This is a genomic window from Hyphomonas johnsonii MHS-2 (genome assembly GCF_000685275.1).
Taxonomy (GTDB): Bacteria; Pseudomonadota; Alphaproteobacteria; order Caulobacterales; family Hyphomonadaceae; genus Hyphomonas; species Hyphomonas johnsonii.
This window is the reverse complement of sequence record NZ_ARYK01000003.1, coordinates 204,814-218,337: the sequence shown is the minus strand read 5'-3', so window position 1 is coordinate 218,337 and position 13,524 is coordinate 204,814. Positions and strand designations below refer to the sequence as shown.

Annotated in this window: 17 protein-coding genes; 9 read left to right on the top strand and 8 right to left on the bottom strand. The window is 63.5% G+C overall.

Going from position 1 to position 13,524, the window contains the following annotated elements:
* Positions 1–11: 11 nt before the first annotated feature.
* Positions 12–1,406, bottom strand: a complete 1,395-nt coding sequence (gene fumC, locus HJO_RS07805) for a class II fumarate hydratase (RefSeq protein WP_035615756.1) — start codon at positions 1,404–1,406, stop codon at positions 12–14.
* A gap of 82 nt (positions 1,407–1,488) precedes the next feature.
* Here fumC and HJO_RS07800 point away from each other — a divergent pair, with 82 nt between their 5' ends.
* The 3 genes from HJO_RS07800 to HJO_RS07790 are packed head-to-tail and all read left to right on the top strand — an operon-like array spanning position 1,489 to position 2,741.
* Complete coding sequence (locus tag HJO_RS07800; RefSeq protein WP_162173799.1) at positions 1,489–2,073, top strand: PH domain-containing protein; 585 nt, start codon at positions 1,489–1,491, stop codon at positions 2,071–2,073.
* 9 nt (positions 2,074–2,082) lie between these two features.
* Complete coding sequence (locus tag HJO_RS18675; protein ID WP_035615752.1) at positions 2,083–2,385, top strand: hypothetical protein; 303 nt, start codon at positions 2,083–2,085, stop codon at positions 2,383–2,385.
* On the top strand, positions 2,382–2,741 hold the full coding sequence (locus HJO_RS07790) for a RusA family crossover junction endodeoxyribonuclease (RefSeq protein WP_035615749.1): 360 nt from the start codon (positions 2,382–2,384) through the stop codon (positions 2,739–2,741). The genes HJO_RS18675 and HJO_RS07790 overlap by 4 nt, the downstream gene beginning before the upstream one ends.
* A 12-nt stretch (positions 2,742–2,753) precedes the next feature.
* Here HJO_RS07790 and HJO_RS07785 read toward each other — a convergent pair whose 3' ends face one another.
* The 3 genes from HJO_RS07785 to HJO_RS07775 form a co-directional block, all read right to left on the bottom strand.
* Positions 2,754–3,983 (bottom strand): cytochrome P450, encoded by a 1,230-nt coding sequence (locus HJO_RS07785; protein ID WP_035615747.1) that lies wholly within the window; start codon positions 3,981–3,983, stop codon positions 2,754–2,756.
* Between the two features lie 72 nt (positions 3,984–4,055).
* Positions 4,056–4,511: a PaaI family thioesterase gene (locus tag HJO_RS07780; RefSeq protein ID WP_035615745.1), complete on the bottom strand. Its 456-nt coding sequence runs from the start codon at positions 4,509–4,511 to the stop codon at positions 4,056–4,058.
* Between the two features lie 12 nt (positions 4,512–4,523).
* Positions 4,524–4,991 (bottom strand): SspB family protein, encoded by a 468-nt coding sequence (locus HJO_RS07775; RefSeq protein ID WP_035616130.1) that lies wholly within the window; start codon positions 4,989–4,991, stop codon positions 4,524–4,526.
* A gap of 255 nt (positions 4,992–5,246) precedes the next feature.
* Between HJO_RS07775 and HJO_RS07770 the strand changes: the two genes are divergently transcribed.
* Entirely contained in the window at positions 5,247–6,488 is a 1,242-nt protein-coding gene (locus HJO_RS07770; protein ID WP_035615743.1) for a pyridoxal phosphate-dependent decarboxylase family protein, read from the top strand.
* Positions 6,489–6,560: 72 nt separating this feature from the next.
* Complete coding sequence (locus HJO_RS07765; protein WP_035615741.1) at positions 6,561–6,995, top strand: hypothetical protein; 435 nt, start codon at positions 6,561–6,563, stop codon at positions 6,993–6,995.
* Positions 6,996–7,019: 24 nt separating this feature from the next.
* On the opposite strand, the gene HJO_RS07760 is transcribed toward HJO_RS07765, so the two are convergent.
* Positions 7,020–7,907, bottom strand: coding sequence for an alpha/beta fold hydrolase (locus HJO_RS07760; protein ID WP_035615739.1), 888 nt, complete (start codon positions 7,905–7,907; stop codon positions 7,020–7,022).
* A gap of 193 nt (positions 7,908–8,100) precedes the next feature.
* On the opposite strand from HJO_RS07760, the gene HJO_RS07755 reads away from it, so the two are divergent.
* Both HJO_RS07755 and yghU read left to right on the top strand, forming a co-directional pair.
* Positions 8,101–9,684, top strand: a complete 1,584-nt coding sequence (locus HJO_RS07755) for an amino acid permease (RefSeq protein ID WP_035615737.1) — start codon at positions 8,101–8,103, stop codon at positions 9,682–9,684.
* 120 nt (positions 9,685–9,804) lie between these two features.
* Positions 9,805–10,677: a glutathione-dependent disulfide-bond oxidoreductase gene (gene yghU / locus HJO_RS07750; protein ID WP_035615733.1), complete on the top strand. Its 873-nt coding sequence runs from the start codon at positions 9,805–9,807 to the stop codon at positions 10,675–10,677.
* A gap of 66 nt (positions 10,678–10,743) precedes the next feature.
* On the opposite strand, the gene rnk is transcribed toward yghU, so the two are convergent.
* Both rnk and HJO_RS07740 read right to left on the bottom strand, forming a co-directional pair.
* On the bottom strand, positions 10,744–11,184 hold the full coding sequence (gene rnk / locus HJO_RS07745) for a nucleoside diphosphate kinase regulator (RefSeq protein ID WP_206741827.1): 441 nt from the start codon (positions 11,182–11,184) through the stop codon (positions 10,744–10,746).
* A gap of 94 nt (positions 11,185–11,278) precedes the next feature.
* Positions 11,279–11,467, bottom strand: a complete 189-nt coding sequence (locus HJO_RS07740; protein ID WP_156945493.1) for a hypothetical protein — start codon at positions 11,465–11,467, stop codon at positions 11,279–11,281.
* Between the two features lie 252 nt (positions 11,468–11,719).
* Between HJO_RS07740 and HJO_RS07735 the strand changes: the two genes are divergently transcribed.
* Entirely contained in the window at positions 11,720–12,658 is a 939-nt protein-coding gene (locus tag HJO_RS07735) for a LysR substrate-binding domain-containing protein (RefSeq protein ID WP_035615728.1), read from the top strand.
* A 47-nt stretch (positions 12,659–12,705) separates the two neighbouring features.
* Positions 12,706–13,314 carry a trimeric intracellular cation channel family protein gene (locus HJO_RS07730; RefSeq protein WP_035615726.1) on the top strand — a complete coding sequence of 203 codons (609 nt, stop codon included), beginning with the start codon at positions 12,706–12,708 and terminating at the stop codon, positions 13,312–13,314.
* Positions 13,315–13,368: 54 nt separating this feature from the next.
* On the opposite strand, the gene HJO_RS18935 is transcribed toward HJO_RS07730, so the two are convergent.
* The gene (locus HJO_RS18935; protein ID WP_422120072.1) at positions 13,369–13,500 is read right to left on the bottom strand and encodes a hypothetical protein; all 132 of its coding nucleotides are present in this window, start codon (positions 13,498–13,500) and stop codon (positions 13,369–13,371) included.
* Between the last annotated feature and the right edge of the window lie 24 nt (positions 13,501–13,524).

Genomic DNA, 13,524 nt, shown 5'->3' with positions numbered 1-13,524 from the left:
TTGGTCCGGGATCACCCCGGCGAGATCATCTTGCTCGGGTCGACGATCATGTCGAAGTCTTCGGCCGGGATGCCGTCCTTGATCGCTTCCTCGCGCAGGGTCGTGCCGTTCTTGTGGGCGGTCTTGGCGATCTTGGCGGCGCGGTCGTAGCCGAATTTTTCCTTCAGCGGCGTCACCAGCATCAGCGAGTTCTTCAGGCCCTTCTCGATGTTCTCGAGGCGCGGCTCGATGCCGACAACGCAATTGTCGGTGAAGCTGACTGCGGCGTCGGCGAGGAGGCGCGTCGACTGGAGGAAATTGTAGGCCATCATCGGGTTGAACACGTTGAGCTCGAAATGGCCCTGGCTGCCGGCAAAGCCGATGGCGGCATTGTTGCCGTGGATATGCGCGCAGACCTGGGTCAGTGCCTCACACTGGGTCGGGTTGACCTTGCCGGGCATGATGGACGAACCGGGTTCGTTTTCCGGCAGGGCCAGCTCGCCGAGGCCGGAGCGCGGGCCGGAGCCGAGGAAGCGGATATCATTGGCGATCTTGAAGCAGCTCATCGCCACGGTGTTGATGGCGCCATGCGTGAACACCATCGCGTCATGCGCGGCGAGGGCTTCGAACTTGTTCGGCGCCGAGGTGAACTTGAGGCCCGTGATGGCAGCGATCTTTTCGGCCACCTTGTCGGCAAAGCCGACCGGCGAGGCGAGGCCGGTGCCGACGGCCGTGCCGCCCTGGGCCAGTTGCATCAGCATGGGCAGCGTGGATTCGATCCGCGCGATACCGTTCTCGACCTGCTGGGCATAGCCGGAAAATTCCTGGCCGAGCGTCACCGGCGTTGCGTCCTGCGTGTGCGTGCGGCCGATCTTGATGATGTCGGCCCAGGCCTTGGCCTTGGTGTCGAGCGCAGCGTGCAGGTGCTTCAGAGCGGGCAGCAGGCGATGCGTCACTTCCTCGGCGGCGGCGATGTGCATGGCGGTCGGGAAGCAGTCGTTCGACGACTGGCTCATGTTGACATGGTCGTTCGGGTGGACGGGCTTCTTCGAGCCCATCTCGCCGCCAAGCATCTCGATGGCACGGTTCGAGATCACCTCATTGGCGTTCATGTTGGACTGCGTGCCCGAGCCCGTCTGCCAGACGACGAGCGGGAAATGGTCATCCAGCTTGCCGTCGATCACTTCCTCGGCCGCCGCGATGATGGTCTTGCCGAGGGCCTTGTCGAGCTTGCCGAGGTCCATATTGGCCTCAGCGGCGGCTTTCTTGACGATGCCGAGGGCGCGGATGATCGGCTCCGGCTGCTTTTCCCAGCCGATCTTGAAATTGCCGAGGCTGCGCTCGGCCTGTGCCCCCCAGTAACGGTCAGAGGCGACCTCGACCGGCCCCATTGTGTCGGTTTCAGTACGGGTGGGGGTCTTGGCCATGATGCGGGCTCCGTGAAATTCGCTGGATTGTTGCTGGGCGCGGTTTAGCATGCAGGCCGCGTTGGGCAAGGTGGCCAGACTGATGAACGAACGTCTCGAGATCCGCAAAAAGCGTTACGCCGACGGGGTGATCCTTTTCGTGCTGGGCACGGCGGTCCTCACCGGGCTGGTGGTGCTCGCCCGCGTCGGCGCCCGCGACTTCGGCGAGTTGCTGGTCAGCTATGAAAAGGACGCCGAGCAGACCCTGCTGGTCGGCGGGTTCCTGAAGGCCTGCCTCGGCATGGGGCTGGTCGGCCTGCTGGCGCTGATCTACTGGCGGGTCCAGCGCATGCTGTCGCCGGTACCGGAAATGGTGATTGACGCACAGGGCATCCTGGTGCGCATGGGCGGGCGCGAGCAATTGCTGTCATGGGACGATGTCGTCGCCCTGCGCCTCGACACGAAAGGGCGTTCCCGGTCGCTGCGGGTCAGCCCGGCGCCGGATCTCGTGCTGGGTGCCAGTACGGGGCGGGTGTTCGCGTGGATGGACATCGTCATCGCCAAGGGCCAGATCAGCGTCGATTTCCAGGACGTGGTGGAATTCGTCCGGCGGGTTGCCCCCGCAGACCTGTCCAGCCAGTTGTCAGCCTCTGCGAAATCGGATGCCAAACCGGGCGACGCACCCTAACATGCCGGCATGATGGAAAAGCTGTCTGACCCGACTGTCCTGTTTGCCCTCGCCTTGGCCTTCGCGCTCGGGTTCATGTTCCGGGGCAGCGGACGCAATTCGCTGTCCCCTACCCCGCCAACAGACGCGGAGATCGCCGAGGCGGTCAAGCGCGTTACCGCTTCGAAATGGATCGAGATCGACGCCGAGATCGACGCGCGCCGGAAGATTGCCGCGATCAGGCTGTTGCGAGAGGCGACCGGCCTTGGCCTGAAAGTGTCCAAGGACGCCATCGAGGCACGTATGGCCGCGCGCGGGATGACGCGGCATTGAGTGACACCTGGATCACGGCCGGAAAGGTCCGCGCCCGCATCACCGATACGGGTGCACTGGAAGTGCGCTGCCACGGCCTGACTACCCAGACGAAATATTACAAGGGCCTGCTCAAGGAATTCTTCCGCAAGGACTTCCCGCCCCTGCGCCCCGGCTTTGGCGATTACAGCGTTCACATCGTGATGGAATATACCGGCGAGGCACCGTGGATGGACCTCGACAACCTGGCCAAGGCCCTGCTCGATTCACTGACGGGGAACGTGTTCGAGGACGACCACCAGGTCGCCCGCCTGCTGGTCGAACGGCGGGTCGGCGAACGCGAGGGCATCTGGCTGAGCGCCGCAGCGATGGAGTGACACGGCCCGGCTCTAGGCTTCCACCATCAGTGTTTCGAGTCCCCGGAAGAAGGGCAACGCGCGCCAGGTGAAGTCCTGCTCCGGCAGGGCGAGGCCCGGATAGCGTTCGAACAGTTTCAGGTAGACGCGGCGGGCCTCGATGCGGGCGAGCGGCGCGCCGATGCAGATGTGCGGGCCGCCACCGAAGGCGATGTGGCTGGCGCGTTTCTGCGTGATGTCGAAGGCTTCCGGCGCCGCGAACGTCTCCGGGTCTCGGTTGGCCGCGGCGAGCGAGCAGAACACGACCTGGCGCTGCTTCATCGGACACCCGGCCACATCGCGGTCATGTTCCAGGATGCGAGACGTGGCCGAGACCGGCGCCTCGTAGCGCAGCACTTCCTCGACGGCCTGTGAGGCGAGGCCGGGATCAGCCTTCAGCGCGGCGAGCTGGTCGGGGTGCTTCAGGAACAGCCAGACGCCATTGCCGATAAGGTCAGTCGTTGTGAGGTTGCCACCGACCAGAAGGGCGCCGAGATTGATGACGATCTCATCGTCCGTCAACGGCGCATCGCCTCTCGCCTGCAGCTGCACCATGTCGGTGATCAGGTCGTCGCCCGGGGTGGTGCGGCGGGCCGCCATCAGTTCGTTGAAATAGCCATCCAGCGCAATCGAGCCGGATTCCATGCGGGCGGTTTCCTCTGCGGTGCGGACGGGATTGAGGCCGAGGATCACGTCTTCCGACCATTGGCGGAATTCCGGCAGGCGGTGCTCGTCGACACCAAGGATGCGGGCGATGACGAGGACCGGAATGGGCACGGCGATCTCTGCCATCAGGTCAAAGAGTCCCGAGGCAGGTGCGGCATTGATCGTGTCGTCGATGATGGCTTCGATCTGCGGCTTCATCTTCTGGATGCGGGTGTAGAACGCCCTGGCCAGTGGCGGCCGGACACGGGAATGGTCCGGCTCGTCCAGGAACAGGATGCTCGTGCGGCGCGGATTTTCCTCATCGTCGACCAGCTGGCGGGAAATCGAGCCGTCCTCCGCTCTCAGCGGATGGCGCACAAAAGTGCGGTCGTTGACCGTTTCGCGGATGTCGCCGTAGCGCGTGAGGAACCACGCCTTGGCCAGGTCATCACGCATGACGGGGCATTCCTCGCGCAGGGCCTTCAGCTTGGGGTGCGGATCATTGCGGGCATCGGGCATGAATGCCGTGACTTCGATGATGCCCTGCGGCACGGGCACCGCGCTCTGGTCGTCTGCCATCTGGTTCCTCCCGGAATCCCTGTTTTCCGGAGAATACCACAGGCCAGCGAAATTTGCGCTGATACCCTTGCGTCAGCCGAGCCGCTTGAACGGCATCGGGATGGCCGTGGCGGTCGCCTTTGCGACGAGTTCGCCGTCAGGCCCGAAACAGTCGGCTTCCATGAAGGCCGCCGACTTGCCGAGCCGCAGGATGCGCGCCTCGACATGGGCCTTACCCGGCATCAGGCGGCGCAGGAAACTGGTTTTCATTTCCAGCGTTGGCGCAGTCATTGTCACGTTGGAGGCGATGATGACGCAGGTGCTCATCGCCTCGTCCAGCATGGCGGAAATGAAACCGCCCTGCACGGCGCCGGTCGGGTTGGCAAACATACCCGGCACGTCGAAATCCATGCGGATGCGCATCGCGTCCTGCTCGACTTCGGTGAGCGTCATGCCGAGCGTGTCCGAACAGGGCGGCCGCTTCTTCGAGCCCTGGAAACGGGCCAGCATGTCAGCATCGCTGATGCGGGGTTTTTCAGTCTCGGCCAAGTGTCCGGCGGCCTATTTGCGCCGGAAGGCGTCGAGGTTCACCACCGTGCCTTCGGCGTTCGCTGCCTGGCCTTGCTGGCCTTCGGAGAAATCCGCTGCCGGAGCGATGACGGCCTCGTCCTTGGTCGGGCTCTCGAACGTCAGGCCGAAATTCACTGACGGATCGACGAATCGCGTGATCGCCGCATAGGGCACGAACAGGTGCTGTGGCACGCCGGAGAATTTCAGGATGATCTCGAAATGCCCCTCGCCCACTTCCAGGTCCCAGAACTGGTGCTGGATGACGATCGTCATGTCTTCGGGGAAGCGCTCGGTCAGGTAATCGGCCACTTTGACGCCGGGTGCCTTGGTGCGGAAAGTCAGGTAGAAATGGTGGTCGCCGGGGAGGCCGCCATTGGCCAGGGCCCGCTTCAGCGCCTCACGCACGACACCGCGCATCGCGGCCTGGGTCAGCGCATCATATCCGATATAGTCCGTCATGTGGCTCGCCTGCCCCTCGAAACTGCTGTTGGTTATCTTCGCGTACACTATGCCTCGTGCTTGGCTGCCGCAACGGGCTTCGCATAGCAGGCGAGGATTATTTTACACCTCGCCTTGTCGCCTCCCGGGTGATGTTGCCGCTGCGCCTTCTGCAGTCGCTCAAGCAGCAGGCAGGTGGGATACCTGGCGCTGGCCTTCACGCAATCGTGTGTATAGGCTTGCGGGAAAATCCGGAGTGATGCCGAAGGGAGACATATGATGGAAATGCCGGCGCATGGACGCGACTGGGAAGACCTGCGGGCCGAGATGGTGGCGCGCGGCGGAGGCGATGCCGCCTGGCGCGACGGCCGCACGGCCGTCTACGTCTTCAATGCCGGCGCGGACATCTCCAGGGTCCAGCACGAGGCCTATGGTCTCTACATGGCAGAGAACGGCCTGGGGCCCCTCGCCTTCCCGTCGCTGGCCAAGATGGAAAAGGAAGTCATCGGCATGGGGCTGTCCCTGCTGCACGGGCCGGAGGGCGCGACCGGGGCGATGACGTCCGGCGGCACCGATTCGATCACGATGGCGATCAAGACGGCGCGCGATTATGCCCGCGCCAATGGCAAGCCGCGCGAGGGCGCCAACATCGTGCTGGCCCAGTCGGCCCATCTCGCCTTCGACAAGGCGGCGCACCTGATGGATATCGAAATCCGCCGCGTGCCACTGAAGGAAGACGGCTCGTACGAGGCCGACCCGGACGCGATGGGCGAGGCGGTTGATGCAGCGACCATCATGATGGTCGGCTCTGCGCCGAACTTCCCGCATGGCATCATCGACCCCATTGCGGCCCTGGGGGATGTCGCTGCGAAGAAGAACGTCTGGCTGCATGTCGACGCCTGCGTCGGCGGCTATTTCGCCCCCTTCGCGCGGATGAACGGCGTGCCTGTACCGCCCTTCGATTTCGAAGTGCCGCAGGTCCACTCGATGAGCGCCGACCTGCACAAGTACGGCTATTGCGCCAAGGGCGCCTCGACCGTGCTGTTCCGGTCCGAAGACCTCTACAATTACATGCCGTTCGACATGGCCGGCTGGTCTGGCGCACCGATGAAGACGCCGACACTGGCCGGCACGCGCCCCGGCGGCGCCATTTCAGCGGCCTGGGCGGTGATGAACACGTTGGGCGTCGATGGATACCGTGAAAAGCAGGGCCTCGTCTGCGCCACGCGCGAGCGGATGGAGGAAGGCGTGAAGCGGCTCGGTTTCGAGGTGCTCGGCAATCCGATGCTGGGACTGATGGCCTTCCGCCACCCGGACCATCATGCCTTTGCCATCTATGGCGAAATCTACCGGCGCGGGTGGTTCACCTCGGTCACCAAGGAGCCGCCGAGCCTGCACCTGATGCTGTCACCCAAGCATGCCGAGGTCGTCGATGATTACCTGGCCGACCTTGAAGCGAGCGTGAAAGCGGTTGCCGGCGGGACGGCCGGCGAGAAGGTCGAGGCGCGGTACAGCTAAACTCTTCTGATCCGTATTCGGCGGTTCCTGCGCCTCTCTGGTTAGACTGACAAACCAGAGGGGACGACACAAATGGCCAAGCCGACACTCGCAGAGATGAAAACCGCGTTCACGCCGCACATACCTGCCGGCGAGGTGATCACGCACGCAGCCTATGGCATCAAGCAGCCGCATATCCTGCTGATTGTGCTGTTGATGCTGGCCGGTATTCTGCCCGGCCTGATCGTTGTCGTCGTGATGACGAAGCATTACCTGATCGGCCAGTCAGCGGCAGGCGTGACGGTGCTGCAGATCAAGGGCATGACGAACCTGGCGGTCAGGAAGGCGATGCGTTTCAGCAGTCAGGAACTGGCCGGGGCGCAGGTGAAGACGTCTTCGGCGGGCCTGTTCACCAACATCAAGATCATTGATGGCCAACGGAACTTTGTCGCCAAGTTCCACAAGATGTATTCCAGGGACAACCAGGTGAACGCCGAAGCGATTGCCGCCTTTGCGGCGGCTGCGTAGGCGTTTCCGGCAGCGTCTTCCGTCTCAGGCGGGTTCCAGGTGCCCGAGTACCAGCTCGGTGATGCGGGGCAGGAAGCGCGGCGGCAGGTCGTGGCCCATGCCGTCAATGATCTCGAAGCGGGCGTTCGGAACGGTCTGGGCAATGTCGCGGCCGCCTTCCGGAGAGACGAGCGGATCTGCCGAACCGTGGATAACCATCGTGGGCGCGGCGACCCGGCGCGTGACATGCCGGAAGTCACCGGCCGCCACGATGGCCGCCGTCTGGCGAACGCGGCCTGACGGCGTATGATCGCGGTCAACGCAGGTCGCGATGATGTCGCGCATCCCGTTGGTGTTCTGGTCCTCGCCGGGCGTGCCGATGACCGTGAAGGCGGCCACCGTCTGGTCGATGATATCCTCCCGCGTTGCAGGTGGCGGCCCGCGCCGGAGCAAGGCATTGAGCACCTCGCGCTGGGGCCGCGGCAGTTTCGGATTGCCCGTCGATGACATGATGGCGGTGAAGCTGGTGACACGTGCCGGGTGGTTGGCGGCCAGGAACTGGCCGATCATGCCGCCCATGGATACGCCCACGACATGAGCCGAGTCGATGTCCAGCGCCTCCATCAGCGCGGCGGCGTCGTCGGCCATGTCCGCCACATGGTAGGGTGTCTTCAGCTTCACACCGATGCGCCGCAGCAGCATTTGCGGCACGATGGGCGGAGTCCGTTCGCCCTCGAACTTGGTCGACAGGCCGATGTCGCGATTGTCAAAGCGCACGACGCGATAGCCTGCACCGACCAGGTCCTCAACGAACGCGGCGGGCCACATCGCCAACTGCCCGCCCAGGCCCATGATGAGCAGGACGACCGGACCGTCGTCCGGGCCGTGCGTTTCATAGGCGATGTCGATGCCGTTGGCCTTGACGATGGGCATGATGAACTGGCTCCGATAAGGGGTGGAGGCGGGACCCTAGTGCGTTCGCACAGGATTTGCGAGCGGCGAGATTGGGGCCCGCCGCAAGGGCGTCCCGGCTGCTGATCGGGGGCCCGCAAAAAATCTGGCTTGCCTCGTTCCGGAATGTTTCTATTCTCGCAGAATTGGCATGGGGCCAGAAAGATTTCCGGACATGATCTTTGACCGAGTGAAATCGCTGGACGCCATTTTGGCGACGGCCGAGAAAAAATCACTTCATCGTTCCTTGGGCGCCTTCCAGCTGACCATGCTGGGCATTGGCGCAATTATCGGCACGGGTATTTTCGTGCTGACGGCCGCCGCGGCGCAGAAGGCCGGGCCGGGGATGATGTTTTCCTTCATGATTGCTGGGTTCGTGTGCGCCGTCGCGGCGCTCTGCTATTCCGAACTGGCGTCGATGGTTCCGGTTTCCGGATCGGCCTACACATATACCTACGCGGTGATGGGCGAGTTGCTGGCCTGGATGGTCGGGTGGGCGCTGATCCTTGAATATGCGGTGGCCGCCTCGGCCGTCTGCGTCGGGTGGTCGGGCTACGTGATGGGCCTGATACACAGCACGACGGGGCTGGGATTACCGGAATTCCTCAATAGCGGCCCGGCCTGGGGCCTGAACGGCTTCATGCCGGTGGTGGATTTCAGTCATGGCGTCATCAACCTGCCAGCCATCATCGTGGCCGGCGCCGTCACCTGGCTGCTGGTCCTGGGCACGAGTGAAAGCGCCACGGTGAATGCCGTGCTGGTGGCCATCAAGATCGTTGCGCTGACGGCGTTCATCGCGCTCAGCCTGCCCCTTCTGAAGGGGGAAAACTTCTCGCCGCTCCTGCCGACCGGAATTCTCGGTCATGACGGACTGGGGGTGATTGGTGCGGCGGCATCGATCTTCTTTGCCTATGTCGGCTTTGACGCTGTCTCGACGGCGGCGGAAGAGACCAAGAATCCGCAACGCAACGTTCCGATCGGCCTGATCGGGTCGCTGGCGATCTGTACGATATTCTACCTGCTGGTTGCCGCAGGCGTCGTCGGAACAGTCGGGGCCCAACCCGTGCGGGATGCCGCCGGCATGGTGCTGGCACCGGACGGTGTGGGATTTGCCAATCGCTGCGCGGCGCTGGCGGCGGAGGGTGTCGCCCCGATTGTCTGCTCCAAGGAAGCACTGGCCGAAACGCTGCGGCGGATCAATTTCCCGCTGATCGGCAACCTTGTCGGCCTGGCAGCCTCGATCGCCCTTCCTTCGGTGATCCTGATGATGATCTACGGCCAGACACGCATCTTCTTCGTGATGGCGCGCGACGGCCTGCTGCCGGAAAGCATGGCGGACGTTCACCCGAAATACCGCACGCCCTGGAAAATGACGATCTTCACCGGTGTCTGCGTGGCCATCGCCGGCGCATTCTTTCCGGTTGGCCAGCTCGCCGACATCTCGAACTCGGGCACGCTGTTTGCGTTTTTCATGGTCGCACTGGCGGTGATGATCCTGCGCAAGACCGACCCTGAACGGCATCGCCCCTTCCGGACGCCGCTGATCTGGATCATCGCGCCCATCGCCGCGCTGGGGTGCCTGGGCCTGTACCTCAACCTGCCATTCGTCGCGAAGATGGTGCTGCCGGTCTGGGGGTCGATCGGCCTTCTCGTCTACTTCCTGTACAGCCGCCGCCACAGCCATCTCGGGCGCGGCACCCTGGAAGTGCACGAACTGGATCCGGATGCACCGCCACAGCCTGTCCCGCCGATCGAATAGGCCGAATTCCGCAACGGCTGAGGCGCCTGGACGCCTGATCACGATATTGTCGGTTCAATATTCATGGCGCGGCCCTACATGTAGCGGACCGAGACACGCTACAGGTAAGGAAGATTGCAAATGACGGACCCAACCTACACCCCGCCGAAAGTCTGGACATGGGACAAGGAAAGCGGGGGCCGGTTCGCAGCCATCAATCGCCCGATTGCCGGCCCGACCCATGACAAGGAATTGCCCGTCGGCAAGCATCCCTTCCAGCTCTACTCGCTGGGCACACCAAACGGTGTGAAGGTCACGATCATGTTTGAGGAGCTGCTGGCCGCCGGCCACAAGGGCGCCGAATATGACGCCTGGCTGATCAATATCGGCGAGGGCGCGCAATTCAGCTCCGGCTTTGTCGCCGTCAACCCGAACTCCAAGATCCCGGCCCTGATGGACCATTCCACCAATCCGCCGACCCGCATCTTCGAATCCGGCTCGATGCTGCTCTATCTCGCGGAAAAGTTCGGCGCCTTCCTGCCAACCGACCATGCCAAGCGCACCGAAGTGATTTCCTGGCTGATGTGGCAGATGGGCAGCGCGCCCTTCCTCGGCGGCGGCTTCGGCCATTTCTATGCCTATGCGCCCGAGAAATACGAATACCCGATCAATCGCTATGCGATGGAAGTGAAGCGCCAGCTCGACGTGCTCGACCGTCATCTCGCGGAAAATGACTACATGGCGGGCGACGAATACTCGATTGCCGACATGGCAATCTGGCCCTGGTATGGCGCGCTGGTCACCGGCGCGGTCTATGATGCCGGCGAGTTCCTGCAGGTGCATGAATACACCAACGTCATCCGCTGGATGAAACAGGTCGGTGCCCGCCCCGCCGTCGAGCGTGGCAAGATGGTCAACCGCACCTTCGGCAAGCCGGAATCGCAACTCCACGAACGCCACGACGCCAGCGACTTCGATACGAAGACGCAGGACAAGCTGGAAGCGCAGGCCTGAGGCCAACGCCCTCACCCCCCGCTGAGAGGCGCTGGGTGGGGTGAGGGCTGGCCATTGGCGCCCTTTCTAGCGCACGGCGGCGTCGCGTTGTTCGGCTCCCGACCGTTCAACGCTGACGATTCGCAGAAGGCGTTGTTGCCCGTCATGATAGCGGCACATGATCGCGTCGCCCGCTGACAGGCCGATCAGTGATGCGCCCACCGGCGTGGTGATCGAAATCCGCCCGAAGGCGATGTCGGCCTGATGCGGATAGACCAGCTGGACCTTGCTCTGTGTCCCGCTGCGTTCATCGATGAATTCGACCCAACCGTTCATGGAGACGACGCCTTCCGGCAGGTCGGCCGCCTCGTGCACCTGCGCGCGGTCAAGCTCTGCCAGAAGCAGGGCCGACACCTGCGGGTGCTTGTATTCAAGCGCTTGGGCGAGCGCGTTGAGCGCATCGTACTCGCTGTCGATAAGGTGGACCGGTGGGCGTGTGTACGCGCCGGGCAAATTCATGGCGGTCATGTCTGTCCAATCTGAAACGTGGCGGAAAAATTTCTGCCAGCCGGGCCACCACGCGGGGGGCGCACTTGGACCGGCTGGCAGGGGTCGTGAAGGTTCAGCGCCGCGAACGGCGCGTAATCAGGTCCTTCACAGCCAACTTTTTGGCCAGGAGAGCCCGCAGCAATTGCTTGTCTGGGCGGGCCCGGCGGCTCTCTTCGGAAATCTGGGATTCGATCTCGTTGCCGCGGCGGCGAAGCTCATCAAGCAACCGCCCGCGATGCGAGAATATGCCTTCATTCATCATCCAGCTCTCCGCCACGAGGCCTGTACCTTGCGACGTTCCGGCGGAACGAAACGGGTCATCCGCGCCAGCTGGCGTGTGCGCCGCATGACCACCGGAGCAGAGGGGATAAGAATCGGAATATCTGATAATGCATACATCGATTGGCCTCCTTTCGGTTTGGATGTGAACCGCGTGTTCCTGCTTGAGTTGGGCCGTCGTATAAGATAGTTCCAATCCAAATTTTGTCTGACATTGATAGTTAAAGGCTATGGAATGAGGCCTACGCTCCGCCAGCTGCAATACCTCGTCGCCATCGCCGACACGGGAAAGTTCGGTGACGCTGCAAAGCGCGTCAATGTGAGCCAGCCCAGCCTGTCGGCGCAGGTTGCCGAGATGGAAACGGAACTCGGCGCAACCCTCATCGAACGTGGCCGGCATGGCGCCCTGCTTACCCCCATCGGGGTGGAACTCGTGCGGCGCGCCCGCCTGATCCTGCAGGACATGGAAGACTTCAAGACCGTTGCCCGGCGTGACACGGATGGCCTGTCCGGGCGCATGCGCGTCGGCGTCCTGCCCACGATCGGGCCCTACCTGCTGCCCAACGCGACACGCCAGCTGCACGGTCGCTTCCCTGACCTGCGCTTCAATGTCCGTGAAGAGCGCACAATCGATCTTTACGGCCACCTCAACGAAGGCATGTTCGACTTCATCATCTCCGTGCCCGATGCGCATGAGGGCATGGCGACCGCAACACTGTTCGAGGAGAACCTGTGGATCTGCACGGCCTCCGACAATCCGCTGGCCCATCCCCGGGGGCCCGTCAAGCTGGCTGACCTGAAAGGGCGCACCCTGCTCAGCCTTGGCCATTGGCACCGCCTGAACCTGATGATCCAGTCCATCGCCAGGGATGCCAAAGCGCATGTCAGCGCCGAGTATGACGGTTCCAGCCTCGATTCCGCGCGCCAGATGGCCGAGATGGGCGCGGGCGTGGCCGTGCTGCCCAGTCTCTATGCCCTGACCGAACGCCGCCGTGACCCCGGCCTGATGATCCGTCGCATCGACCATCCCTCGGCCCGGCGCAAGATCGCGCTCATCTGGCGCCCCACCTCCAACATCGCCGACCGCATGACCATCCTGACCGACGTGTTCCGCGATGCGGCCGAAGACATCCTCAGCCTGGAAACGGAACAGGACAGGGTTTCCGTGAAGTGACCTGACCGCTAAGGCAGGTCGCATAACCAAACACAGCAAGGGGCGCCATGTCCGCCGAACTCATCCTCACCCTGTTCGACCGCGTCGGCGTGTTCGTCTTCGCGATTTCCGGCGGCATCGTGGCCGTGCGCAAGGACATGGACCTGTTCGGCGTCATCGTGCTGGCCTTCCTGCCCGCAATTGGCGGCGGCACGCTGCGCGACCTGATCCTTGGCCAGCCCGTGTTCTGGCTGTCCGACACGCCGACCCTCCTGCTCGCCATCGCGGGCGGGCTGACCGCGTTCGTGTTTCACCGCTTCCTGGAAAACTTCCGCCCGCTGCGCTGGGCCGATGCGTTTGGCATGTCGCTGTTCGCGGTGACCGGCGCAGCCACGGCGATGAGCCTCGATCACGGGCTGGCCGTCGTGCTGATCATGGGGGCCCTCACCGCCAGCGCCGGCGGCCTGATGCGCGACGTTGTCGCCAATGAGGAGCCGCTGCTGCTGAAGAAGGACATCTACGCCACCGCTGCCCTGCTCGGCGCGGGGGTTTATTTCGGGCTCGCCACCTATGGCCTGGCCGAAACCACCGCCTTCATCGGCGGCCTCGCCGCCGCCTTCACCCTCCGCGCCCTGGCCATCATCTTCCAGCTGTCCCTGCCGAAATCGCCGTTTTGACGAGCCCCGAACCAGGCCGGGACGCAAGCCTTCCCACGGGCCGCGGCTGACACATCAGCCGACAAGGCTGAAGGGCGAGTCGTGAACGATCTGCAGGCGCTCCTGCAGCGTCAGGCGCACGAGCAGGTGCGCGCCCTTGATGAATTCGCTCGGGGTTCGCCCGTTGAATTGCTTGAACTCCCGGATGAAATGGGACTGGTCGAAATACGC

Bases quoted from the DNA above. Each gene is read 5' to 3' on its own strand.
- HJO_RS18675 (WP_035615752.1), top strand. From the start codon at position 2,083: ATGATGGAAAAGCTGTCTGACCCGACTGTCCTGTTTGCCCTCGCCTTG.
- HJO_RS07760 (WP_035615739.1), bottom strand. From the start codon at position 7,907: ATGCCCATCGTCAAGGCCAACGGCATCGACATCGCCTATGAAACGCAC.
- rnk (WP_206741827.1), bottom strand. From the start codon at position 11,184: ATGACCGCCATGAATTTGCCCGGCGCGTACACACGCCCACCGGTCCAC.
- HJO_RS07735 (WP_035615728.1), top strand. From the start codon at position 11,720: ATGAGGCCTACGCTCCGCCAGCTGCAATACCTCGTCGCCATCGCCGAC.
- HJO_RS07730 (WP_035615726.1), top strand. From the start codon at position 12,706: ATGTCCGCCGAACTCATCCTCACCCTGTTCGACCGCGTCGGCGTGTTC.
- HJO_RS07740 (WP_156945493.1), bottom strand. From the start codon at position 11,467: ATGATGAATGAAGGCATATTCTCGCATCGCGGGCGGTTGCTTGATGAG.
- HJO_RS07785 (WP_035615747.1), bottom strand. From the start codon at position 3,983: ATGGCAGACGACCAGAGCGCGGTGCCCGTGCCGCAGGGCATCATCGAA.
- HJO_RS07755 (WP_035615737.1), top strand. From the start codon at position 8,101: ATGATCTTTGACCGAGTGAAATCGCTGGACGCCATTTTGGCGACGGCC.
- fumC (WP_035615756.1), bottom strand. From the start codon at position 1,406: ATGGCCAAGACCCCCACCCGTACTGAAACCGACACAATGGGGCCGGTC.
- HJO_RS07765 (WP_035615741.1), top strand. From the start codon at position 6,561: ATGGCCAAGCCGACACTCGCAGAGATGAAAACCGCGTTCACGCCGCAC.
- yghU (WP_035615733.1), top strand. From the start codon at position 9,805: ATGACGGACCCAACCTACACCCCGCCGAAAGTCTGGACATGGGACAAG.
- HJO_RS07775 (WP_035616130.1), bottom strand. From the start codon at position 4,991: ATGACGGACTATATCGGATATGATGCGCTGACCCAGGCCGCGATGCGC.
- HJO_RS07800 (WP_162173799.1), top strand. From the start codon at position 1,489: ATGAACGAACGTCTCGAGATCCGCAAAAAGCGTTACGCCGACGGGGTG.
- HJO_RS07770 (WP_035615743.1), top strand. From the start codon at position 5,247: ATGATGGAAATGCCGGCGCATGGACGCGACTGGGAAGACCTGCGGGCC.